The 22,668-nt window shown below is 70.3% G+C and carries 23 protein-coding genes; 4 read left to right on the plus strand and 19 right to left on the minus strand.

All coding sequences use genetic code 11. The features are described from left to right. Positions 1–104: 104 nt before the first annotated feature. The 5 genes from HNR73_RS39470 to HNR73_RS04610 all read right to left on the minus strand — a co-directional run bounded on the left by HNR73_RS39470 (position 105) and on the right by HNR73_RS04610 (position 6,244). Positions 105–233 (minus strand): hypothetical protein, encoded by a 129-nt coding sequence (locus tag HNR73_RS39470; protein ID WP_260336934.1) that lies wholly within the window; start codon positions 231–233, stop codon positions 105–107. Positions 234–313: 80 nt separating this feature from the next. Next, a complete protein-coding gene (locus HNR73_RS04595; protein ID WP_184786003.1) occupies positions 314–937 on the minus strand; it encodes a DUF1707 SHOCT-like domain-containing protein in 624 nt (207 codons plus the stop codon). A gap of 58 nt (positions 938–995) precedes the next feature. Next, positions 996–2,123: an RICIN domain-containing protein gene (locus HNR73_RS04600; protein ID WP_184786004.1), complete on the minus strand. Its 1,128-nt coding sequence runs from the start codon at positions 2,121–2,123 to the stop codon at positions 996–998. A gap of 140 nt (positions 2,124–2,263) precedes the next feature. Beyond that, positions 2,264–5,167, minus strand: a complete 2,904-nt coding sequence (locus HNR73_RS04605; protein ID WP_184786313.1) for a UPF0182 family membrane protein — start codon at positions 5,165–5,167, stop codon at positions 2,264–2,266. Positions 5,168–5,209: 42 nt separating this feature from the next. Further along, positions 5,210–6,244 carry a YlbL family protein gene (locus tag HNR73_RS04610; RefSeq protein ID WP_184786005.1) on the minus strand — a complete coding sequence of 345 codons (1,035 nt, stop codon included), beginning with the start codon at positions 6,242–6,244 and terminating at the stop codon, positions 5,210–5,212. Between the two features lie 117 nt (positions 6,245–6,361). Here HNR73_RS04610 and HNR73_RS04615 point away from each other — a divergent pair, with 117 nt between their 5' ends. Beyond that, a complete protein-coding gene (locus HNR73_RS04615; RefSeq protein ID WP_203685941.1) occupies positions 6,362–7,621 on the plus strand; it encodes a zinc-dependent metalloprotease in 1,260 nt (419 codons plus the stop codon). 53 nt (positions 7,622–7,674) lie between these two features. After that, positions 7,675–8,640: a hypothetical protein gene (locus HNR73_RS04620; RefSeq protein WP_184786006.1), complete on the plus strand. Its 966-nt coding sequence runs from the start codon at positions 7,675–7,677 to the stop codon at positions 8,638–8,640. A gap of 68 nt (positions 8,641–8,708) precedes the next feature. On the opposite strand, the gene HNR73_RS04625 is transcribed toward HNR73_RS04620, so the two are convergent. Continuing rightward, positions 8,709–9,245 carry a M48 metallopeptidase family protein gene (locus HNR73_RS04625; RefSeq protein ID WP_184786007.1) on the minus strand — a complete coding sequence of 179 codons (537 nt, stop codon included), beginning with the start codon at positions 9,243–9,245 and terminating at the stop codon, positions 8,709–8,711. Between the two features lie 355 nt (positions 9,246–9,600). Further along, positions 9,601–9,762: a DUF5679 domain-containing protein gene (locus tag HNR73_RS04630; protein WP_184786008.1), complete on the minus strand. Its 162-nt coding sequence runs from the start codon at positions 9,760–9,762 to the stop codon at positions 9,601–9,603. Between the two features lie 238 nt (positions 9,763–10,000). Here HNR73_RS04630 and HNR73_RS04635 point away from each other — a divergent pair, with 238 nt between their 5' ends. Next, a complete protein-coding gene (locus HNR73_RS04635) occupies positions 10,001–11,311 on the plus strand; it encodes an ABC1 kinase family protein (protein WP_184786009.1) in 1,311 nt (436 codons plus the stop codon). Positions 11,312–11,564: 253 nt separating this feature from the next. On the opposite strand, the gene HNR73_RS04640 is transcribed toward HNR73_RS04635, so the two are convergent. From HNR73_RS04640 to HNR73_RS04660, 5 genes are all read right to left on the minus strand, one after another. Continuing rightward, a complete protein-coding gene (locus HNR73_RS04640) occupies positions 11,565–11,789 on the minus strand; it encodes a hypothetical protein (protein WP_184786010.1) in 225 nt (74 codons plus the stop codon). Positions 11,790–11,988: 199 nt separating this feature from the next. Then, the gene (locus HNR73_RS04645; RefSeq protein ID WP_184786011.1) at positions 11,989–12,243 is read right to left on the minus strand and encodes a hypothetical protein; all 255 of its coding nucleotides are present in this window, start codon (positions 12,241–12,243) and stop codon (positions 11,989–11,991) included. A gap of 1 nt (position 12,244) precedes the next feature. After that, the gene (locus HNR73_RS04650; RefSeq protein ID WP_184786315.1) at positions 12,245–12,583 is read right to left on the minus strand and encodes a WhiB family transcriptional regulator; all 339 of its coding nucleotides are present in this window, start codon (positions 12,581–12,583) and stop codon (positions 12,245–12,247) included. 175 nt (positions 12,584–12,758) lie between these two features. Then, positions 12,759–13,247, minus strand: coding sequence for a hypothetical protein (locus tag HNR73_RS04655; protein ID WP_184786012.1), 489 nt, complete (start codon positions 13,245–13,247; stop codon positions 12,759–12,761). Between the two features lie 169 nt (positions 13,248–13,416). Next, positions 13,417–15,534 (minus strand): ATP-dependent DNA helicase UvrD2, encoded by a 2,118-nt coding sequence (locus HNR73_RS04660; RefSeq protein WP_184786013.1) that lies wholly within the window; start codon positions 15,532–15,534, stop codon positions 13,417–13,419. A gap of 86 nt (positions 15,535–15,620) precedes the next feature. On the opposite strand from HNR73_RS04660, the gene HNR73_RS04665 reads away from it, so the two are divergent. After that, positions 15,621–15,854, plus strand: a complete 234-nt coding sequence (locus tag HNR73_RS04665) for a mycoredoxin (RefSeq protein WP_184786014.1) — start codon at positions 15,621–15,623, stop codon at positions 15,852–15,854. 57 nt (positions 15,855–15,911) lie between these two features. Here HNR73_RS04665 and HNR73_RS04670 read toward each other — a convergent pair whose 3' ends face one another. From HNR73_RS04670 to HNR73_RS04700, 7 genes are all read right to left on the minus strand, one after another. Continuing rightward, positions 15,912–16,382, minus strand: a complete 471-nt coding sequence (locus HNR73_RS04670) for a carboxymuconolactone decarboxylase family protein (RefSeq protein ID WP_184786015.1) — start codon at positions 16,380–16,382, stop codon at positions 15,912–15,914. Positions 16,383–16,457: 75 nt separating this feature from the next. Then, the gene (locus HNR73_RS04675; RefSeq protein WP_184786016.1) at positions 16,458–17,216 is read right to left on the minus strand and encodes an SAM-dependent methyltransferase; all 759 of its coding nucleotides are present in this window, start codon (positions 17,214–17,216) and stop codon (positions 16,458–16,460) included. An 89-nt stretch (positions 17,217–17,305) separates the two neighbouring features. Continuing rightward, a complete protein-coding gene (locus HNR73_RS04680; RefSeq protein WP_184786017.1) occupies positions 17,306–18,064 on the minus strand; it encodes a hypothetical protein in 759 nt (252 codons plus the stop codon). Positions 18,065–18,511: 447 nt separating this feature from the next. Then, entirely contained in the window at positions 18,512–18,973 is a 462-nt protein-coding gene (locus tag HNR73_RS04685) for a hypothetical protein (protein WP_184786018.1), read from the minus strand. 149 nt (positions 18,974–19,122) lie between these two features. After that, positions 19,123–19,977, minus strand: a complete 855-nt coding sequence (gene nudC, locus HNR73_RS04690; RefSeq protein WP_184786019.1) for an NAD(+) diphosphatase — start codon at positions 19,975–19,977, stop codon at positions 19,123–19,125. A 33-nt stretch (positions 19,978–20,010) separates the two neighbouring features. Beyond that, on the minus strand, positions 20,011–21,336 hold the full coding sequence (locus tag HNR73_RS04695) for a M16 family metallopeptidase (RefSeq protein WP_184786020.1): 1,326 nt from the start codon (positions 21,334–21,336) through the stop codon (positions 20,011–20,013). Next, on the minus strand, positions 21,333–22,643 hold the full coding sequence (locus tag HNR73_RS04700) for a M16 family metallopeptidase (protein WP_184786021.1): 1,311 nt from the start codon (positions 22,641–22,643) through the stop codon (positions 21,333–21,335). The genes HNR73_RS04695 and HNR73_RS04700 overlap by 4 nt, the downstream gene beginning before the upstream one ends. Positions 22,644–22,668: the final 25 nt, after the last annotated feature.

Raw genomic sequence — 22,668 nt, forward strand, 5'->3', positions numbered from 1 at the left:
CTCGTTTCCTACTAATCCTATTGGCTAGATAGGACTTCGCGCGAGCGCCGCACCGGGAAGGGCGCGGCGGCGCGCGTGGAGATCACCGTGGGAGCGTACGCGGCTCACGCGACGTGCCCGGTCAGGGCCCAGACCAGGGCGGCGACGGCCGTCCCGACGATGACGAGCCCGAGCAGGGCGATGACGAGCGGCCACAGGGAGCGGGCGCTGGGGGGACGGGACGGCAGGGACATCGGCGGGCCTCTCGTGAGATCGGTGGTACCGATCCCACGTTAAGATCGTTTCGGCCCGTCGACGCTGGGTACAGCACCCGTCACGACGTGGACTTAGGCCCCTGTCTACCTTCGCGGCGGTCCCGTCGCCGCACCTCCACGCCACCCATCAGCGCGAAACCGGTGATCCGGATGCGCGGCCCCCGGTACTGCTGGCTTCCCTCGCGGTGCCCGAAACCGCCCATGACGGCGAACCCGTCGACGACCAGGTCGGCGTCGGAGGGCACGGTGATCTGCACGCCGCCCATCATCGCGAAGACCCGGATGGTGACCTCGCCCTCGGTGAAGCGGGCTTCACGCAGGTCGATCTGGCCGCCGCCCATGAAGGTGATGGCGGTGAAGTTGCCCGGGATGCTCCAGGCGCCCTGCTTCTTGAAGCCGCTGAGGAACGCGACGGCCAGCTTCGGGATCTTGCCCAGCGCGATCTCGTCGAAGGCGCGCTGCCGGGCGCGGGTGGACAGCTCCTCGTAGGGGAGGTCGGCGACGAGGCTCTGGAGTTCGGCGTAGGTACGAGCCTCGTACAGGGCGGCGAGCCGATCGTCGAGTTCGTCCAGGCTCAGCCGACCGTCCCCGGCCGCCTCGCGCAGGAGCGAGGCGATCTTCTCGCGGTCGCTGTCGGCCGCCCGGAAATGACGGCGGTCGATGGGGTCGGGCAGGTTCGACATGCCGCACAGCCTAAGGCCAAAGGCGGTGCGCCCGCGAGGCCGGACGCACCGCCCGCGCCTAGGCGGAGGGCCGGACCGGCGTCGCCCACTTCTGGTTGGCGCCTCCGTGGCAGGCGTAGAGGATCAGGCGGGCGCCGTCGGCCGAACCGCCCCCTTCGACATCGAGGCACCTGCCCGTCGACGGGTTCACCAGGCCGCCGTTCTGCACGGTCCATTTCTGGCCCGCCGACCCGGTGCACGTCGCGGCCGTCGCCGCGCCCGAGCCGGCGTCGAGGCAGGTGAAGAGCTTCGAGCGGACCGTGCCGTCGTAGGCCAGGACCCAGGTCTGGTTGGCACCGCCGGTGCAGCCGTAGAGGACGACGGGCGTGCCCGACGTCCCCGAGCCGCCTTCGACGTCGGCGCATTTGCCGTCGACGCCCGTCAGCGGGCCCATGACGGAATTGCCGACGCCGTTGGTGTGGACGGAGTGGTCGCCGCCGTTGGTCACGGTCACCATGTCCTGGCAGGTGCTCTCGCTGGTGGAGCTGATGCGGGCGCGGAGGGTGCCGTTGTTGCCCGTCGGCGCATCGAAACGGGCGCGTGAATAGGGCTCGGAGGCACAGGAGGAACGCGCGTCGCTCCAGCGGTAGTACTCCACCCAGGAGACCGAGCCGGGACTGAGCTGATCGGCACCGACCCGGATGCCGCCGAGCTTGAAGGAGGCGCCGGAGGTCGTGTCGGTGACGGTCAGGCCGATCCAGCCGTCGCCTTCGGCCCGGTAGTGGAAGCGGTAGGAGTGGCCGGCGGTCCAGGTGTGCCACATGCGGCAGCTGACGCCTTCCCCCTCACCGCCGAAACGCTGGCAGAAGCTGCCGGCCGACCCGACCCGGTACTCGGTGGCGTCCCAGACGGAGAAGAGGAAGAGCCGGTCGGGACCGGCGTTGGTCTGCATGCCGGCGTAGCCGCCGCGGCCGTTGGTGAAGGAGACCTGGTTCGACCAGTAGACCTGCGACTGCGCGCCGGGGTCCTGCGTGACGGTGATCGTGTAGGCGACGTCGGAGAGACCGGAGACGCCGTCGAAGGAGAAGTTCGAGTAGCTGCCGGGGGTGTCGCCCGCCTGGGCCGGGACGGCGGGGACGAGAACGAACGCGAGAAGAGCGAGGGCGAGGGCGAGCGGGACGGTCAGGACCGTGCGTAAGAGTCGCATCTTGTCTCCTTGTGTTGGAACGAGGTGGAAACGATGATGCCAGTGGGGGGTGATGGGGGCAATGGGTGATTTCGCAGGTGGCCCACCCACGAAAAAGGCGGCGGGCCGAAGCCCGCCGCCTTCCTCACCGCCGCAGCGGCCTAACCGCCCTTCGTCGCCGCGGCCACCGCCGCGTCGTACTCCTTGATCGCCGCGTCGAGCGCGGCGAGGGCCTTGCCGTAGGCCTCGAAGTCACCCGACTGCTGGGCCGCCTTCAGATCCTCGATGGCCTGGTTCATCTTGGCCACCGCGGCCGTGACCGCCGGATCGGTGGCCCCCGGTTCCGTCGGCGGCGGCGGTTCCTCCGTGCCCGGATCGGTCGTCGGCGGCGTCTGGCCGGTGTATTGCTCGACGATCGACTTCAGCGCCTCCGGCAACGTGTTCGCATAGGCGTTGTACGGCCCGTACGACACCAGCACCTTCCGCATCTGCGGCAACGTCGTGCCCGCACCCGTCCCCTGCCTTCGCAGGTACAACGGCTCCACGTACAGCACGCCGTTGCCGACCGGCAGCGCCAGCATGTTCCCGTACTCGACGTTCGTCTTCTCCGTCTCGAACAGCCTCAGGTCCTGCACCACCGTGTCCAGTGACGTCAGGTTCTGATGCGTCTGCAAGGACGAGGAGACGTTGTCGCCGACCTGGTACAGACTCAGCTTCGGCGCGCCCGTTTCGTCGTAGTACGCCGACAGCAGCGCCGAGGTCACGTTCGCCCGTGTCGCCGGGGTCATCGTCGACGTCAGCTGGAACTGCGCACCCGTCTGCCCCGGATAGTTCGCGACCACGTAATACGGCGGCTGCTTGCCCTCGCCCGGCTTGGCCGGGTCGACCGGCGTCTCCCACGCGTCGCTGCCCTGGATGAAGGTCTGGCTGTCCTTCACGTGGAAGCGCTGGAGCAGGTCCCGCTGGATCTTGAACAGGTCCTCCGGGTAGCGGAAGTGCGCCGCCAGGGAGGCCGGGATCTCCGCCTTCGGCTTCACGATCCCGCCGAAGGCCGCGTTCCACGCCTTCAGCACCGGATCCGCCTCGTCGTAGGCGTACAGGTTCACCGTGCCGTCGTAGGCGTCGACGGTCGCCTTCACCGAGTTGCGGATGTAGTTGACGTCCCGCCCGGCCTGCTGGGTCGTCCCCGAGCCGGTGAGCGTGTCGGTGCTGGCGTCGGACAGGTTCACCTTGTCGGAGTACGGGTACGTCGACGCGGTCGTGTAACCGTCGAGGATCCACACGATCTTGCCGTCCACGACCGCCGGATAGGGGTCGCCGTCGACGGTCAGGAAGGGCGCGACCTTCTCGACGCGGTCCCGCGGGTTGCGGTTGTAGAGCAGCTTCGACTCGTCGTTGAAGGCGTCCGACAGCAGGAACTTCGTCTCCCGGAACTCCCACGCGTAGAGCATGCGGTTCCACATCGACGACATCGAGACCCCGCCGGAGCCCTCGTAGGTCGTCAGCACGTCCTCGCTGCCGGCCGGGTGGTCGTACTCCCTGGGGGCCGAGCCCTCCGGCTGGCCGACCACGGCGTAGTCCGTCATCAGCTCGCCGTAGTAGATCTGCGGCCGGTCGGTCGGGATCAGGTCGGTCGCCGAACGGCAGCTCGTGGTGTCCTGCCCCTCGGCCGGGACGTTGAGGAAGCCCGACACGAAGTAGGGCTCGCCGTCGCCGCAGATCTCGTTGGCCGGAGCCGCGACGAAGCCGTACCCGTGGGTGTACTGCGTGTGCCGGACCGTCCAGTCGCTCTGGGTCGCCGAGTACTTCTCCGGGTTGAGCTCACGGACGCCGACCACGAAGTCCTGGAGCTTCCCGTCGACCATGTACCGGTCGACGTCGAGTTTGTCGGAGAAGCCGTGGAAGCCGCGCGCCTGCTGCTTCTGGCTGAAGGTGTCCGACACGATGCTCGGGTCGAGCAGCCGGATGTTGGGCACCGTGAACTCGTCGGCGTCGATCGTCTTGGCGTCGCCGTTGGCCGTCAGGGTCGTCTCGATCGGGTTCACGTCGGTCATGCCGTAGGCGGCACGCGTCGCGTCGATCGACCACTGGACGTACTTGCCCTCCTTGCCGGGCACGTTCGGCTGCACGGTGATCGACTTGACCGCCGCCGGGTAGATCCCGCCGATCGCGATCGCCGACACCACGACCAGGCCGATCGCGCAGGCCGGCCACAGCATCGTCTTGCCGAAGCCGTTGGAGAAGATGACCACCGCGACGGCGCCGATGATCGCCACGAAGATGAGGATCTCCTTGGCGAACAGCAGCGCGTTCATCTCCGCGTAGCCGCCGCCGGTCAGGCCGGTCACGCTGTTCTCGGTGATGACCAGGCCGAAGCGGTCGAACCAGTACGCGACCGCCTTGAGCAGCACGAACAGCGCGATCAGCGAGGACAGGTGCACGCGCGCGGCCGTCGAGATCCGCTCACCGCGGCCCGACAGGCGGATCGCGCCGTACAGGTAGTGCGCGCCCAGGGCGCCGATCAGCGCGATGATCGTCGCGGTGAAGGCCACGCTGAGGATGTAGGTCCAGAACGGGTACTCGAAGAGGTAGAACCCGATGTCGAGCTTGAACTGCGGGTCGGGCTCGCCGCCGACCGTCTGGGAGTTGGTGAACAGCAGCCACGACTGCCACTGGTCCTGGGCGGCCAGGCCGGTGAACAGCCCCACGACGCCGGCGACCAGGCCCGTCCACAGCTTCAGCCGCGGGCTCAGCGCGCGGCGGTAACGGTCGAGGACCTGCTGGTCGGGCGAGGTGAGCATCGCCGCCGAAGGCCGGAAACGGTAGGCCAGCCAGAGGTTGAGCCCCACCCAGAGCGCCATCAGCCCGCCGAAGACGACGAACAGCAGCGCGCGGCTGCGCAGGGTCGTGCTGAAGACTTCGGTGAACTTGACCTCGTCGTACCACAGATAGTCCGTCCAGATGCCCACCATCCAGCCGGTGGCCGTCAGCAGCGCGATGAGACCGACGAGCAGAATGAGGACATAACGGCCTCGTCGGTTCATGCGCGGCAGCGGGTTGCGCATCGCCACGGGTGACTCCTCACTAGCGGTTGCCGGTCGTCGTCGTCAGCAGAGCGGGGGCTGCTTCCCTTCCCGCAGCGCCGAAAGAGCGCTGAGGGCTTCGTCAAGAGTGCCCACCTTCACCAGGGTGAGGCCATCGGGCACGTTGCCCTTCGCGGCGGGGCAGTTGGCTTCGGGGGTGAGGAAGACGGTGGCGCCGTTGTCCTTGGCCGCGATGACCTTCTCGGCGACGCCGCCGATCGGGCCGACCACACCGTCGTCGTCGATCTCGCCCGTACCGGCGATGTTGAGCCCGCCGGTCAGGTCGGCCGGGTCGACGCGGTCGATGATCCCGAGCGCGAACATCAGGCCCGCCGAGGGACCGCCGATGTCGAGGCCCGCGGTGTTGATCTTCACGTCGTAGGGGTTGTCCTGCTGCTGCTCCAGGGAGACGCCGAGGAACGCGCTGCCCTGGCCGCCGTCGCCGGGGGTCGCCTTCGCCTTCTCCGACTTCCCGTCGCGGGTGAAGGTGATCTCGCGTTCGGTGCCGGGAGGCTGCGTGGCGATCTGCGCGGCCAGGTTCTGCGCCGAGGTGACCGGCGAGCCGTCGACGGCGGTGATCACGTCGCCGGCCTCCAGGACGCCGTCGGCGGCCGAGCCGGGTGTGATCTGCGTGACCACGACGCGCACCGGCTGGCCCAGCACCCGCAGGGCGGCCGTCTCGGCGCTCGACTGCGACTGGGTCCACTGCTCGGTCTGCTGCTGGGCGATCTGCTCGTCGGTCTGGTCCGAGGGATAGATGAGCTCCCGCGGCACGACGGCGTACTCGTCGGACAGCCAGTAGAAGATGGCCCGCGCGAGCTCGACCTCGTCGTAGACACGCACCGTGACCAGCTGCAACTCACCGGTCGACTCGGTCGAATGGTCCGGCGAGGCGGTGATGATGCGCTGCTCGCCGTCCTTGGTGTCGACGCTGCCGAGGGTGTCGACCGTCGGGCCCGGGCCGAGCGCGACGTAGGCGACCTTCACCGACAGCGACTGCCACGTCAGCAGAGCCACGAACACGGCGCCCAGCAGCACCGTCCAGCCACGACGTTTCATTGGGGAAGCGTAGCCAGCGCCGTCGCGGGGCGTGACTTGAGCCCGCTCGGGTCAACTTCTCAGCTTCGTTGACGTACCGTTGTTCCGGTGAGCAGCGATATCCCGTTCGGCTTCAACATGCCCGGTGGCATGCCGGACCCCAACGACCCCAAGGTCAAGCAGATGCTCGCCCAGTTGCAGCAGATGATGGCCGCCTCGACCTCGCAGTCCGGACCGGTCAACTGGGACATGGCCCGGCAACTGGCCGACAACGCCACACGCGCCGAGGACCCCGGCGTCGACGGTGTCGCGCGCACCAAGACCAATGAGGCCCTCCGCCTCGCCGACCTGTGGCTCGGTCCGGTCACGACGCTGCCCTCGGGCATCACGACGACCGCGGCCTGGAGCCGCATGGACTGGATCGCCAACACGGTCGACACGTGGAAACGGCTGTGCGACCCGGTGGCCCAGAAGATGGTCGCGTCGATGGGCGATCTCGTGCCCGACGACATGCGCGCCATGCTCGGGCCGATGGCCGACCTGATGAAGGGGCTGGGCAGTGTCATGTTCGGCACCCAGCTCGGGCAGGCCCTCGCCGGGCTCGCGACGGAGGTGCTGACCTCCACCGAGATCGGGCTGCCGCTCGGGCCGGCCGGGACGGCGGCGATCCTGCCGGCGAACCTGACCGCCTACGGCGAGGGACATGAGCTTCCCGACGACGAGCTGCGCCTTTACATGGCGCTGCGCGAGGCCGCGCACCACCGCCTGTACGCGCACGTGCCGTGGCTGAAGGCGTACGTCTTCGGGACCGTCGAGGCCTACGCCTCCGGGATCCACATCGACCCCAACGCCGTCGAGGAGGCCGTGGGCGAGATCGACCCGTCGCGTCCCGAGACGATGCAGGGGCTGGACCTGTCGGAGGTGCTCAAGCCGACCGACACCCCCGCGCAGAAGGCCGCACTGGCGCGACTGGAGACGGTCCTGGCGCTGATCGCGGGCTGGGTCACGCACACCGTCGAGCAGGCCGCGGGCGACCGCCTGCCGTCGCTCCCGCAGCTCGGGGAGCTGTTCCAGCGCCGCCGGGCCGCCGGCGGACCGGCCGAACAGACCTTCGCGACGCTCGTCGGCCTGGAACTGCGCCCGAAGCGCCTGCGCGAGGCGACGCTGCTGTGGAAGCGGCTCACCGAGGAGCGCGGCGTCGACGGGCGCGACGCGATCTGGGAGCACCCCGACCTGCTGCCCGACGCCGAGGCGCTCGCCGACCCCGAGGGGTACGTCAGCGGGCAGTTCGACCTCGGGGACATCGACATGTCCTTCTTCGAGGAGGGCGGCGGAGCCGCCGAGGGCGGCTCGGACTCGGCGGGCGACGACGAGGGGCCGGACAAGAAGGACGCGTGAGCCGAGGCCCGCGACACCGTTCCACGGTGGCGCGGGCCCGGAATACTGCCCGGATGAACGAGGAGCTGGTAGCCCCCGCCGCGTACGTTCACCGTCTCGGCGTCGACGAGGTCCCGGAGTGGCTGCCCTCGCTGCATCCCTCGGTGCTCGAAGCCGCCGACGCGGTCGACGCCACCCGGGGCGCCGACGGCTACGGCGCGGCCTCGGTCGAGTACGCCGTGAACCATCCCGACGACCGGCCTCGGGTGATCCTCTGGGCGCTGCTGCGGTATCGGCTGGATCAGCCGGACGCCGCGCGGCTCCTCGACGCCGCTCTCCTTGAGGACGTGCGCTGGAAGGCCGACGAGGCGCTCTGGATCGGCGACACCGCGCCGCTGACGCCTCACACGGCCGCGTTGATCGTCCGCGCGCTCGAAGCCCTCTGGCTCCACGAGCTGCCCCTGGCCGCCGACCGGGTCGAGCAGCTGAGGCGGGCGGAGCTCGACGCCGGGCTGAGCACCCGCGTCGGCTGGCTCCAGGCGAACATCGCCCGCGTGCGAAAGATCGGTGCCGGCTTCGACCCCCGATTCGCCGACCGGGTCGCGATCCCGCTGCGGCGGCCGATTCACGCGCTGCTGTTCCACTGCACGCGCGACAAGCCCGGCCCTCCGGGGCTCCATTGGCAGTGGCGCATGAGGGAACTGGCGGGGAGGAACTTCGACGCCGTCGTGGAGATCGTCAAGGCGATCCCGGATCACCTGGAGGAGCACGGCCGGTTCAGCCAGGGCGAGGACATCCTGCGCGGGCTCGTCGTGATGGCCGGGCACGCCGACGAGGAGTGGACCGTCCCGCTGCTGGCGTCGATCATCGTGGCGGCGGCCGGGACGCGGCCGGTGCTCAGCCAGAAACTCGCCAGGACGGCCGTCGACGCGCTCTTCCTGTGCACGGGCGCGAAGGAGACGATGCGCGGACTGGAGTCGCGGGTACGGTCCGAGGCGATCCGCAAGCGCGTCGCTGAGAGCGTCCAGCACATGCGCTGACGGACGGGCTCAGGGCAAGCCGACGGCGGTCGCGTCCGGCTTCGGTGCCGAGCGCGGGTCCGGCGCCGTCAGGCCGCCGAGGCGTCGGCGATCCCCTCCAGGTAGCCCCGCGCGCGCTCGGTCTTCGGGTAAGCCTCCAGCAGCGCCCAGAAGTCGGTGCCGTGCCGGGGGATCACCAGATGGGCGAGCTCGTGCAGGAGTACGTAGTCGATGACCCATCCGGGTGTTGTGCGCAGGCGCTCGGACAGGCGGATGGTGCGGTCCTCGGGGGTGCAGGAGCCCCAGCGGCCCTGCTGGTTCTTCACCCATCGCACGCTCGCGGGCGTCGCCGCGCGCGGGTGCTCGGGCAGGTACTTCTCGGCGAGGTTGACGGCGCGTTCCATGAGCGCGTCGTCACCGTGGCGGCCGGTCCGTTTGTCGCGGGCGTCGAGCCGGCCGAGCATGTGGTCGACCCATTCGCGTTCTTCGCGACGGGTGAACTTGTCGGGGATGAGCACCACCACGCGTCCGCCGTCGCGATAGGCGGACACGGTGCGGCGACGGCGAGCGCTGCGCCGTACTTCGACGGCGGGCGCGGCCTTCAGGGGAACTGCCTTCCGGGCCATGACGTACGCTAATCAACCACTGCCACCACAGCGCAAGGGTTGACTTTTCAACTTGCGGTGGATTGCGGCTGTCTGGGCGAAGAATCCCGGACGCGTCTCCATGGTCATCCCACTATGTGGAAACTTTCCGGCCGGTCCCGACGGGGACATGAGAACCCCTCACATGACCTGTCCTGCGGGCTCACACTGCACGCGGCGGTGCTGACGGGACTGCCGTGACGCCTGTGACGTGTCGGTCGGGGGTGACACGAGGGCCCTCCCGCGACGTATCATCCCGCGCGCGGCGTTTCGACGGCCCCACCCGTCCCCGGTTCGCACCGGAGCCGGACGGGGCCGTCGGCCACCCCTGGCGCCGTCAGGCCTTGCCGAGGATGCGGTTCATCGTCGTTCCGCACACCGGGCACTTGCCCTTGGCCATGCGACGACCCGAGTCGGTCACGTTGACCGTGCCCTCGAAGTCGCGCTTCTCACGGCACTTCACGCAGTAGCCGTTGTATGTCTGAGTATCCGTAGCCACCCTTGCCTCCTGTTGCGACCTCCACCCGCCGTCGTCGGCGAGCGCAACCGTTGTGCCGCGTACGCGTACAACTCGCACAGAATGCCATGCGTAGGCGTAATTCGTGCGTACGGGGCGTATTTCGCGTGTCGCCCGTCGCGCGAGGGCCGTCCACGTGCCTCACGCACGGCCACGTGGCAGCATTGTGGGCGCGCCCCCTCCCCGGGGCGCCGACGCGAAAGCAGGAGGGCGGGACACGTTGAGCGACATCCCACGCCGTGCCATCAGCCGAACGGCGCGGCTCGCCTCCCTGCCCCTCGGTTTCGCGGGCCGCACGGCCCTCGGTTTCGGCAAGCGCATCACGGGCATGGCCAGCGAGGTCATCAGCGCGCAGGTGCAGGAACGGACCGCCGAGCAGCTGTTCAGCGTCCTCGGGCAGCTCAAGGGCGGCGCGATGAAGCTGGGGCAGGCGCTGTCGGTCTTCGAGGCGGCCCTGCCGGAGAACCTCGCCGGGCCCTACCGCGCGGCCCTGACGAAGCTTCAGGAGGCGGCGCCGCCGTTGCCCGCCGCGAGCGTGCACAAGGTCCTGGCGAGCGAGCTGGGGCCGCGCTGGCGGCAGCGCTTCAGTGACTTCGACGACAAGCCGACCGCGGCGGCCAGCATCGGCCAGGTGCACCGCGCGGTGTGGAAGGACGGCCGCGACGTCGCGGTGAAGGTCCAGTACCCCGGCGCCGGCGACGCGCTGGTCAGCGACCTCAAGCAGCTCGGGCGCTTCGCCGCGCTGTTCAGCGCGATCCAGCCGGGACTCGACGTGAAGCCGCTGGTCGCCGAGCTGCGCGAACGTGTCGTCGAGGAGCTCGACTACACGCTGGAGGCGAAGGCCCAGCGCGCCTTCGCGAAGGCCTACGCCGAAGACGACGAGATCTACGTCCCGTCGGTGGTCGCCGGTTCGATGCGGGTCCTGGTCACCGAGTGGACCGAGGGCACGCCGATGGCGCACGTCATCGCCGACGGCGACGAGGACGCCCGCGACCTGGCCGGCCGCCGGATGGCGACGTTGCACTTCTCGGCGCCGAAGCGCTGCAAGCTGCTGCACGCCGACCCGCACCCGGGCAACTTCCGGATGCTCGACGACGGCCGCCTCGGCGTGCTCGACTTCGGGGCCGTCGCACGGCTCCCGTACGGACTGCCGAAGACGATCGGCAGACTGACCCGGCTGGCGCTCGACGGTGAGGCCGACGCCGTGCTCGAAGGGCTGCGCGAGGAGGGTTTCGTGCCCGCCGACCTGGAGATCGACGCGCAGGCGGTGCTGGACTACCTGCTGCCGCTGCTGGAGCCGATCGCGAAACCGGAGTTCCGCTTCAGCCGGGCCTGGCTGCGCGCCGAGGCGACACGCATCGCCAACCCGCGCAGCGAGGCGTACCAGCTGGGGAAGAAGCTCAACCTGCCGCCGTCGTACCTGATGATCCACCGGGTGACGCTGGGGTCGATCGGGGTGCTGTGCCAGCTGGAGGCGAAGGCGGCCTACCGCGAGGTCGTGGAGACGTGGCTGCCGGGGTTCGCGGAGTAGGGCGGACGGGTTTCCGCGCCGCCGGAAGGCGGCGGGGCCGAGACGGTGATTCGAGGGCTCGGGCGGATGTCACGCCACCGGCCTGACTTCGGGCGGAGGGCCCGGCGCCCGAGGCAAGCGGCCCGAGCACACGGCCGCCTGAGCGAACAGGCCGCGGTGACGCGGAAGCTCCATCCGTAAGTCGCGAGGACGGCCGCGCGCGGACGGCGCCAGAACACGTGCGTCCCACCACATCCCCCGAACCCCGCCCCACCTAAACCCAGTACGCCGGATCCTCCAGCCCGCCCTCGATCGCCGCCAGGTTACGTCGCGTGCACGTCGTGCAGATCCACACCGTCCCCCGGCGGCTCGCTTCGCGGGTCCAGGTCAGCGTCTCCCCCGAACCGTCCACCGTGGCGGCGCGCCCGCAGCGACCACAGTGGCGGGTCAACTCGCCGTCCGCATCTTTGGCGGCGATGTTCTCTGATGTCGTGGACACCTGAAACAACCTCCCTGCTGCCTCGCACTCGACGCTACGCCGCTCGCCCGACGCGACCCGGGACAAAGCGCTCCACGTCACGTGTCAACTCGCGGACACCTTGATGTTGATCTATGTACGTCCTCCTGTTGCACGAATGCCGGGGTCCTGCGGTTGCAGGACCCCGGCGGATCACTTGCTGTGAAGTTCGCTAGGCGGCTTAGAGGCTCTCGCGCTTACGGGCCTTCGCGGCGATGTCGCGGGCACCGCGGTGCCGGCCGACGTAGCCGCGAGTCTCGTCGCGCCAGAGCTCGCGCATTCGCGCTCGCGCCAAGGCTTCGTTGAGAAGATTCATGGTGCTGTCCTTCTTGGTGCGCAGGGTCACGAGGACCGGTCGTTTGGTGGGTTCGATGCTCGGCACCCGGTCCGGCATCGCGTTCTTCTCCGCGGGCTTGACGCCCAGATCCACGTACATGTCAGGCGGCCGCCTTCTCAACGAGGAGGTCCGCGGTACGGCTGGCCAGCGCGGCCTGCGCCTTCGCGGCGGTCACGGCGTCGTCCTTGCGCGGACGGCCACGGGGCCGCTTGCGGGCCACGATCGCGCCACGCTCGAAGATCTCGCCGCCCCAGACGCCCCAGGGCTCCTGGCGCTCAAGGGCTCCGGCCAGGCACTCGACGCGCACGGGGCAGTCGCCGCACAGCGACTTGGCGTACTCGAGCTCGGTCGGGGTCTCGGCGAACCACAGGTCGGCGTCGTTCTGCCGGCAGGGCAGCTGACGGCCGTCGGTCACGGCGGTGTCGGAGGTCAGGTCCAGACCAAGGGTGAACACCCCGGTCACCTCTCTTTCGGTGTCGATTCGGTCGTGGTGAAGCTGGTGGACTGTCACGTTGTTTCCTTGTTTCCTTCGTGTGGACCGAGAAGAGGGCAAAACAAAGGCCGCGGATCCCGGTAGCGGGTCCGCGGCCTCAAGGTGAGTCCGGATGGGCTTGTCAGCCCTTTTCATCCGGTCTGCCCCGAGGTGGGACACCGCTGCTACCGCCCTTGACCGAGACCGGTCGCAGATCGGTGGCGATGGACTTGTACGTACGCGGGGCGTTCGCCGCGGCGAAGCCCGTGCTCGCGGGAACCTCGTGCGCCGAAGGCACAGTGGTCCCCTGGAGCTCGAAGGTGATCGGCGCGACATCGCTCACGGTGGTTTCACCGTTCGCGACGGCCTCGGTCTCGATCCGCTGTAGCGCGGCGGGCGAGACGAAGGTGGGCGCACTGGTCCCCTGGAACGCGAATCCGACGGGCGCGAGACGACGCACCACCTCGGAGACGGGGAGGCTGCCGCAGCCGGCCTGAGCCGCACCGCCGGCGAGCGAACCGAGGACACCGAGGTCCATCAGGCTCGACTGCGCTTTGGCATCCCGAACCGACGCGAGCATGAGGGCGTCGACGTGCGTCCACTGACGCGCGTTCAAGTCACTGCTTGCCATTGGAAACACCTCCTGCTCTCACACTCGAAGTTCTTCTGGGGCTCGCGGGGGTCTTACGGTATTGCCTGGTGTCAACCCTAACCCGACACCCTCCGCGGCCGGAGATCACACCCGTCCTGCCGCAGCGAGTTGAAGGCTATGCCTGTCGTGTCGAAGAGCGCAACCGTATTTATGAATCCGTTGCCGAACTCAACCCTTCGGCCGATACGTCGCCGGGTTTCGCGCCCGCGACCAGCTCGATCACCGCTTCACCGTAGACCATCAGCTTGCGCGGGCCGACACCGCTGATCTTGGTCAGGGCGGTCAGCGCGGTCGGCCGTTGTTCGGCGATCGCGGTGAGGGTGGCGTTGGTGAAGACGGTGTAGGCGGGCAGCCCGGCCTTGGTGGCGACGAGGGTGCGCCAGGCCACGAGCCGGTCGTAGAGCTCCTCGTCGACGTCGGAGGGGCAGTCGAGGCAGCGGCCGAGTTTGCGCGGCTCGGCGTCGATGAGGGTCTTTCCGCAGATCCGGCACTTGATAGGCCCGGTCCTGGCGGAGCGTTTCTTACCCGGCGACTTCGCCGCCTGCGCGGCCAGTTCGGGCCGGTCGGCGGTCAGCGCGGTCGCGAGGAAACGGCAGGGCCGGCGAGGCCGGCCGCCGGGCGAGCGGGCCAGCGACCACGACAGCCACAGCTGCTCGCGGGCACGGGTGATGCCGACGTAGAGCAGCCGCCGCTCCTCCTCGACCTGCGCGGCGGTGCGGGCGTAGGTCGTCGGCAGGGTCCCCTCGGCGAGCCCGGCGAGGAACACCGCGTCCCATTCCAGGCCCTTGGCGGCGTGGAGGGAGGCGAGGGTCACACCGTCGACCGTGGGCACGTGCTGCACCGAGGCGCGCCGGGCGAGTTCGTCGACGAACTCCTGCAGCGTCATCAGGTGGTGGTCCTCGGCGAGCCGGACGAGCGCGGCGACGGCCTCCCACTTCTCGCGCGCCTGCCCGCCTCCGGGTGCCCCGCCAGGGCGCCATCCGACGGCCTCCAGAGCGTCGGTGACGGTCTCGGGGAGGCTTTCGCCTTCGTGGGACGTCCGCGTGGCCGAGCGCAGCGCCACGACGGCCTGGCGAACCTCGGGCCGGTCGAAGAAGCGCGCGGCGCCCTGGACGACGGTGGGGATGTCGGCGTCGGCGAGGGCGGCCTCGTAGACCTCCGATTGGGCGTTGGTGCGGAAGAGGACGGCGATCTGGCCGGGCGGGGTGCCGCCGGCGATGAGTTCGGCGCAGCGGGCGGCGACGGCGGCGGCCTCGGCGGGCTCGTCGTCGAAGGTGAGGGTCTGGGGCACGGGACCGTCGGGGCGCTGGCCGATGAGCTGGAGGCGGAGCTTCGACTGGGCGCCGGTGGCCGCGGCGATGGTGTCGTTGGCGAGTTTGACGACCTGCGGCGTGGAGCGGTAGTCGCGGACGAGGCGCACGACCGTCGAGGACGGGTGGGTGCGGGTGAAGTCGAGGAGGTAGTCGGCGGTGGCGCCGGTGAACGAGTAGATCGTCTGGGCGGCGTCGCCGACGACGGTGAGGTCGTCGCGGTCGCCGAGCCAGGCGGTGAGGAGCCGCTGCTGGAGGGGGTTGACGTCCTGGTACTCGTCGACGATGAACAGCCGGTACTGGGCCCGGATCTGTTCGGCCATGTCGTCGTGCTCCTCGATGCCGCGGGCGGTCAGCGAGAGCATGTCCTCGAAGTCGATGACCCCGGCGCGGGTCTTGGCCTCCTCGTAGGCGACGTAGATCTTGGCGACCTCGGCGGCGTCGCCGGGGATGTCGCGCCCGGCGCGCAGGGCCATGGTCTGGTAGTTGTCGGGTTCGACGAGGCTGGACTTGGCCCATTCGATCTCGCCGGCGAGGTCGCGAAGCTTGGTGCGGGAGAAGGACAGGCCGACGCGGGCGGCGGCGATGCCGACGAACTTCGCCTTCGAGTCGAGCAGGTCGGGGACCTCGCGGCTGTGCAGGAGCCGGGGCGCGAAGTAGCGCAGCTGACGCAGGGCGGCGGCGTGGAAGGTGCGGGCCTGCACGCCGTCGACGTCGAGGCCGCGCAGCCGGTCGCGCAGTTCACCGGCGGCTCGCGCGGTGAAGGTCACGGCCAGGACGTGCTGCGGGCGCACGTCGCCGCGCAGGACGCGGTAGGCGATGCGGTGCGTCACGGCGCGGGTCTTGCCCGTCCCCGCTCCGGCGAGGATGCACACCGGCCCGGCCGGGGCCGACACGGCGGCTCGTTGCTCGTCGTCCAGTCCTGCGAGTACTCGTTCGGCGCGGTCGTAGCTCACAGCACGCCATCATTTCAGGTCCGTCCGACGTTGCAACCTGGCGTAGCCTCTTCCGAGGTCCCCTGAGTTGTTAAGGATGTGCAGTGATGCTGACGATGTACTCGACCGAATGGTGCGGATACTGCCGCCGTCTCAAGACGCAGATGGACCGGGAAGGCATCGCCTACGAGGTCGTCGACATCGAGGCCGACCCGAAGGCCGCGGACTTCGTGATGAGCGTCAACGGGGGCAACCAGACGGTTCCGACGGTTCGATTCCCCGACGGCACGGCGATGACGAATCCCACGATCGTGCAAGTCAAGGCTCAGCTGGCGAAGTAGGACCCGAACTCCACGAAGGGCCCGCGCGACGCGCGGGCCCTTCGTCGTGGGTCGTGCCTAGCGCCACTGCTCGGCGGGGGCGACACCGGGGACGGGGCGGCCGATGAGGGCCACCGGGACGAAGAAGCCGATCTGCCCGAGGATCGCCGCGAGGGTGACGATCTCGCGCTCGTCGTAGTGCTTCGACGCCTCGGCGAAGAGCTCGTCGGACACGCGCACGCCGTCGGGGCCGGGCGTGTGCACGGCCTCGGTGAGGGCGAGCGCGGCCCGCTCGGCCTCGGTGAAGTACGGGGCGTCGCGCCAGGTGGCGACGGCGCCGAGCCGCTGCGGTGTGTCCTTCGACGCGCCCAGGATCCGGGCGGTGAAGTAGGTGCTGCCGAGCAGCTGTCCGACGCGAAGGTGCATCAGGTCGGCGGTGATCTGGGGGATCACGCCGTCGTTGACCTTGCTCACGGCGGCGGCGACGTCGGCGATGGCGGGGACGAGCGGGGCGGGGTTGGTGAACCTCGGGGTGGTGGTGGCGGTCATGGCGGTGGTCCTCTCCGGTGGTTTCTCACTTCCACCGCCATGACGGATGCCACGCAGGGAATGTGACGGCCCTGGTCAGGCGACCGGTACGAGGGTCAGGTAGGCCTGTCCCATGACTCCCCGGTACCCGGCGAGGAAGGACCGGCGGTGCCGTTCGACGCCCGCGGCGATCTCGGCGGCCTTGGGGTCCCCGGGGTTGTCGGCGAGCCAGAGTTCCTTGTCGGCCAGGTAGGCCGCCTCGAACTCCTCCCACTCCCCCACGGTCACCGTCTCCAGCCATGCGACGCGGAAGCCCGCCGCGACGGAGAGGGTGGCGAGTTCGGCGAGCGGGAGCAGTTCCCCGGCGGACGCGTCTGGCCACATGTTGGCCAGTTCCACGGGTGTGGGGGTCCGCTCCCAGTAGCTCTCACCGAGCAGGACGCGTCCTCCGGGGGCGACGTGCTTTCGCAGCGCCGCCAGGGCCGCGGCGGTGTGCTCGGGCGGGGTGGCGTCGCTGAGTGCGTGGCTGGAGCCGAGGCACAGCACGACGTCGGCGGGCTCGTGCTCGTAGCCGGTGGCGGAGACCTCGACGAACTCGGCGCGGTCGCCGAGGCCGCGCTCGGCGGCGTTGCGGCGGCCCCGTTCGAGGTCGTCGGCGGCGAGGTCGACGCCGGTGCCCTTGGCGCCGGGGGCGGCGTCGAGGAGGTCGAGCATCAGCTCGCCCCAGCCGCAGCCGAGGTCGAGGACGGTGGCGGGTCCGGTGGCGGCGAGGCCGGCGACGAGCCGCTTCGCGCGGGCGTCGGACAGCGGGCCGTGGAATCGCATGCGCGTCAGACGCGGAGGTTCAGAAGTCATCGCCGGGGACGGTATAGGCGCGTGGCGGACATCGCAACGCAAAAAGGGGCCCCCGCCGACAACCACGGCGGGGGCGGGGAGTGAAGGCCTTAGTCGAGATCGTCGATTCCGGCCGCGGCACGGCGGCGTCGGACGACGAGCAGGACGACGGTTCCGGCGGCCGCGAGGACGGCGCCGGCGAGGAGGATCCCGGTGAGCCCGGCACCCGTGACGGGCAGGCCGCCCGGTGAGGTGGTCGTGGTGGTGGGCGCGGGAACGCTCGTGGTCGGCGCCGACGTGGGCACGGTCGGGCTGACCGAGTCCGACGGGGACGTGCTGGTGCTCGGGCTGGTGCTCGTCGACGGGGACGTCGAGGTCGACGGGGTGCTCGACGGGGTCGGGCTCGTCGACGGGCTGGGGCCGCCGCCTTCGGTGCCCGGGCAGGCGTGGGTCAGGTTGAACTGGTCCTTCGGCGAGGTACCGGTGATCGTCGCGGTGGCGTCGATCAGGGTCCAGCCGATGGGCGTGAGCACGTATGCCTTGGAGGTTCCGGGCGCGTCGATGACGGTCCCGGAAAGGCTGTGCTCGGCACCATCGCCGTCTTCGAAAACGGCGGTGACCGTGACGAAGTCGCCCTTGTTGCCCGGAAGTACGAACACCCAGCCGTCCTGACCGGGAAGCGACTGTCCACCAGGGATCTGGTCGCAGCTGTTCTCGGCGTCCTCGGCGGTGGTGGGCACGTTGCCCGGGTTGATGGAGATCTCGGTCGACGCGGAGGCCGAAGGCGCGAACGCCAGGGCGAGCGCGGCGAGAGCGGCCAGCGCCACGGTGGGCACACCGAGTCGCAGGGCTTTCTTGCGTGTGAACACGGGGGCTTCTCTCTGATGCGGAAGATTTCGACGGTGTGGGCACGCCACAAAAGGTGCAGCGCTCCGAAGGGTTCTCGCGTTACTGGGATTCCGCTGGTGCCAAGGAAATCCCCTTGACGTGTGAGGGGCAATCGAGCGAACGGCCAGGTGATCACGCCGGTCATGCGGGCGAACGCGCCGACCGGCGGCGGGCGGCTGATCTCGCGGCCATGGACACCGTGCGGGAGCAGGAAACCGGCCAGGCGGCGGGCAAGGCACGGACGGGCGCGGCGATTCCCGGCGTGGCGGGTCGCGAGGGACCGGCGAGGAGCCTGCACCCCGGTTCGCCGAAAGCGTTCACCCCGAACGCCGCCCACCACCACGAGGGAACGCGGGCACCGCGAATCCCCCCACGTGCGATCGCGAGTCCCGATCCCGGGGCTGCTCCCCCGGGACGTCCCCCGAGGGCTAGTGGTTCTCGCGGGCCGAGCGGCGGGTGCGCGCGAGGATCAGCGCGACCGCTCCGGCACCGGCGAGCAGTGATCCGGCGAGCATGATCGTCGCCGCCGGGCTACCCGTCTTGGCCAGTCCGCCCGGAGGCGTCGTGGTCGGTTTCGCGGTGGACTTCGACGGGCTCGACGACGGCGACTCGCTGGGCGAGGTCGTCGGCGGGCTCGTCGGCTGTGAGGTCGGCGGGGTCGTGGGCGGGGTCGTGGGCGGTGTGGTCGGTGGAGTCGTGGGCGGTGACGTGGTCGGCTTGCACGTCGGGTGGCCGCCCTTGTCGGCCGCGGGGGCCGGGCAGGACGGGTGGCCGCCATGGTCACCGGTTCCGGCGACCGCGGCGGGCCCCACGGCCAGGGCGAGTGCGGCGAAGGCCCCGACGGCCAGTAAAGGCAGTGCGAGGCGGAGCGTTCTCCTGGTGTTCGACACGGTGGGCTTCTCTCTGACGTGTCTGTACGGACGCGCGGCGACCGACGGTGAGTCGGCCGTCACGTAGATACAGCGCGCGAGAGGCCTCCCGCGTGGCAGCGGTCGGCGTGATTTGTGAGATTCAGCCGATCAGGTGAACCGGACGGGACTTAGGTCCCCATCCGCACCCAGCGGTCCATGAGGTGGTGGGCCACCGAGATGCTCCCCGGCGTCGCCATCGTCGTCGAGCGCCCTTCCAGGGCGTCGCGCAGTTCCTCGCGCGTGAACCACCGCGCCTCGGCGATCTCGCCGGGGTCGCGGTTGATGGGGTCGTCGGGGTCGGCGACCGCGAAGAAGCCCAGCATCAGCGAAGCGGGGAACGGCCACGGCTGCGACACCACGTACTCGATCCCGTGGACGCGGACGCCGACCTCCTCGAAGACCTCCCGCGCCACGCACGCCTCGGCCGACTCGCCGGGTTCGACGAACCCGGCCAGGCAGGAGAACCAGTTCTGCGGACGGCCCGGACCGCGCGCCAGCAGGCAACGGTCGGCGCCGTCGGTGACCAGCACGATCATCGCCGGGTCGGTCCTCGGCCACATCGGCGGCCCGTCCTCGGGCTGCCGCACCCACCCCGCGTGCGAGGTGCTCGCGGGCCGCCCGTTGACGGGACTGTAGACGTGCGTGCCGTGCCAGTTGACCAGCGCCAGCGCCGTCGCGCACACCTCGGCGTCCACATCGGACAGTTCCATGGCCAGTTCACGCAGCGTCGACGACTCCGGCCCGACGTCGAAGCGCACCGCGAAGTACGGCGTGCCGCCCTCCCCGAGGCCGAGGAACCAGCGCTCGCCGTCGGGGGCGTCGGCCGCCTCGACGTAGCGAAGGCGGCCCTCGGCGTCGACGGGAACGCGCCCGTCGGTGTCCATGAGCAGGATGCGCGCCGACAGCCACGCCGAGGCCAGCCAGGCCTCATCGGTGCGGCGGTGCGCAGCCCGGTCGACGACTCCCCGCGACAGCAGTGGCATCACCTCGTGGCCCCCAAGGGGTGGAACCACAGGTCACGCCCCCGCGTCGGCGGAGGTGATCTCGGTGATCGCCGACAGCGGCCCGGTGACCGCACTCGCGTCGCCGAGGACGACCGCTACCGACTTCGCCGGAGCGAAGTAGTTCGCGGCCGCGCGGGCGATGTCGTCGACGGTCGCCTCCGCGAGACGCGTGGCGTGTCCGGTGAGCCATTCGAGGCGCAGCCCGTACCCGGCGAGCACCGACACCAGCCCGGCGAGGCCGGCCTGCGTCGACGTGCCGAGGCGCAGGGTGCCCAGTGCGTAGCGGCGGGCCTGTTCGACCTCTTCCTTGCCGGGCGCGACGGTGGCGAAGCGGCCCATCTCGTACCAGGTCTCCCACAGCGCGGGACCGGTCACCTCGGTGGCGACGTCGGCGGAGATGGACAGTTCAGTGCCGGCCAGGGAGTGCTCGACACTGGAGCGCGGCGAGTAGGTGTAGCCCTTGTCCTCGCGGATGTTCTCCACCAGGCGCGAGGAGAAGTAGCCGCCGTAGACGAGGTTCGCCAGCTGCTGGGCGGCGCTGTCGGGGTGCGTGCGCGGGACGCCGTGCATGATGATCCGCAGCGAGGACTGCACCGATCCGGGCCGGTCGATCAGCGTCAGCGGGCCGGTGACCAGCTTCGGGATCGGGGGCAGCGTGATCTCGTCACCGCCGCCGTTCCAGCCCGCCAGAGCCCGCTCGCAGGCGTCGAGCGCGGCCTGCGGCTCGACGTCGCCGACGATGACCAGCGTGGCGCCGCGCGGATGCAGACGGCCCCCGTGCAGCGCGGCCAGCTCGGGCGTGCCGACGGCCAGGACGTCCTCGGCCTCGGGGGTCTGCACGGCGTAGGGGTGGTCGCCGTAGACGCGCTTGTTGACCGCGCGGGCCACCAGGTGCGCGGGCTGCTGCGCGGCGACCTTGAGACGGTCGGCGATGCGCTCGCGCTCGGTGGTGACCTCGACCGACGGGTACGTCGCGCCCGTCAGAACCTCCGCGAGGAGGTCGAGGACGTACGGGAGCCCCTCGGCGAGGCTGTTGCCGGCGATGAGGAGCCGGTCGGGGTCCGCCCCGGCCGACAGCCCTCCGCCGACGGCCTGGAGCTCGGCGGCGATGTCGACCATCGACTTGTCGGCGGTACCGGCCAGCAGCGTCTGCGACAGGACCGAGGCGGTGGCCACGTCGGCCTTCGCGAAGGGAATCCGCAAACGCAGCTCGACCAGCGGCACGCTCGGGCGGTGCACGGCGATGACGGTCAGGCCGTTGCCCAGGACGCGCTCGGCGGTCTCGGGCAGCGTGAGGGTGGTCTCCGGCGCCAGGTCCGGAACCTCGGTGATGCTCACTGGTCTCCTCCCGGGATGACCTCGATCGCGGCGCGGCGCTGCGGCCGCAGGGTGGCGGCCGCCGAAACGACCTGCTCGGGGGTGACCTCGCCGAGCTGGCGGGGCAGTTCACCGGCGAGTCCGGCGTCGCCGCGCTGGATCTCGTAGGTCGCCAGGTGCAGGGCGCGGTTGAGGACCGAGTCGTCGTCGCGCAGGAGGTGCGTGGCGATGCGGGCCTGGACGCGGGCGAGCTCCTCGGCGGACAGGCCGTCGTTGGCGAGGCGCGAAAGCTCCTCGTCGACGGTGGTGAGGAGCTTGTCGACGTCCCCGCCGGGCGGCAGGTGCGCCGACAGGACGAGGGCCGTGGGGTCCCGGACGGCGAAGGGCTCGCCCATGAAGCCGAGGTAGCCGCCGATGCTGGTGGCGATCCGGTCGCGCGAGACGAGCCGCTCGACGAGGCGGGAGGCGTCGCCGTCGGTGAGGACCTCGGCGAGGACCACGTAGGGGAGGTAGCCGGTCAGGTCGGTGATCGGGTTCGGGACCCGCCAGGCCGCGGCGATCGCCGGGAGAGGCGCGCGCTCGTCGGTGTAGGAGTCGCGGCGCTCGGCGGTCAGGTCCGGCTCGGAGAAGTCCGGGCGGTCGGGCGCCGGGCGCGCGGGCACGTCGGAGAAGTGCCGCTCGACCAGGCGCGTCGCCTCGGCGACGTCGAAGTCGCCGGAGACCGACAGGACGGCGTTGCCCGCCGCGTAGTACTTCTCGAAGAAGGCGGTGGCGTTGTCGACGGTCGCCGCTTCGAGGTCGGTGAAGGACCCGTAGCCGTCGTGGGCGTTGGGGAAGGTGTCGAACATGACCGGGGGGAGCTTGATCCACGGGAACCCGCCGTAGGGCTGGTTCATCACACGGACGCGGATCTCCTCCTTGACCACCGCGATCTGGTTGGCCAGGTTCTCCTCGGTGATGCGCGGGCTGCGCATCCGGTCGGCTTCGAGGAAGAGCGCGCGCTCCAGGGCGTTGGAGGGCAGCTGCTCGTAGTAGTCGGTGTAGTCGAGGTGGGTGGACCCGTTGAAGGTGCCGCCCGAACCCTGGACGTAGCGGAAGTGCGCGAGCTTCTCCAGGTTCTGCGAGCCCTGGAACATGAGGTGCTCGAAGAGGTGCGCGAAGCCGGTGCGCCCCTCCGGCTCGCTACGGATGCCCACGTCGTAGACGACCGAGACGCCCACGACGGGCGCGCTGCGATCCGGGCTCAAGACCACCCGCAGCCCGTTCGGGAGCGTGAAACGCTCCACGGGGTAGGCGGTCGCGGGGATGCGAATCTGGGGAGAAGCCACGCGATGACCCTATCTCGGAGGCGTG

Source organism: Phytomonospora endophytica, assembly GCF_014202425.1.
GTDB classification, from domain to species: domain Bacteria; phylum Actinomycetota; class Actinomycetes; order Mycobacteriales; family Micromonosporaceae; genus Phytomonospora; species Phytomonospora endophytica.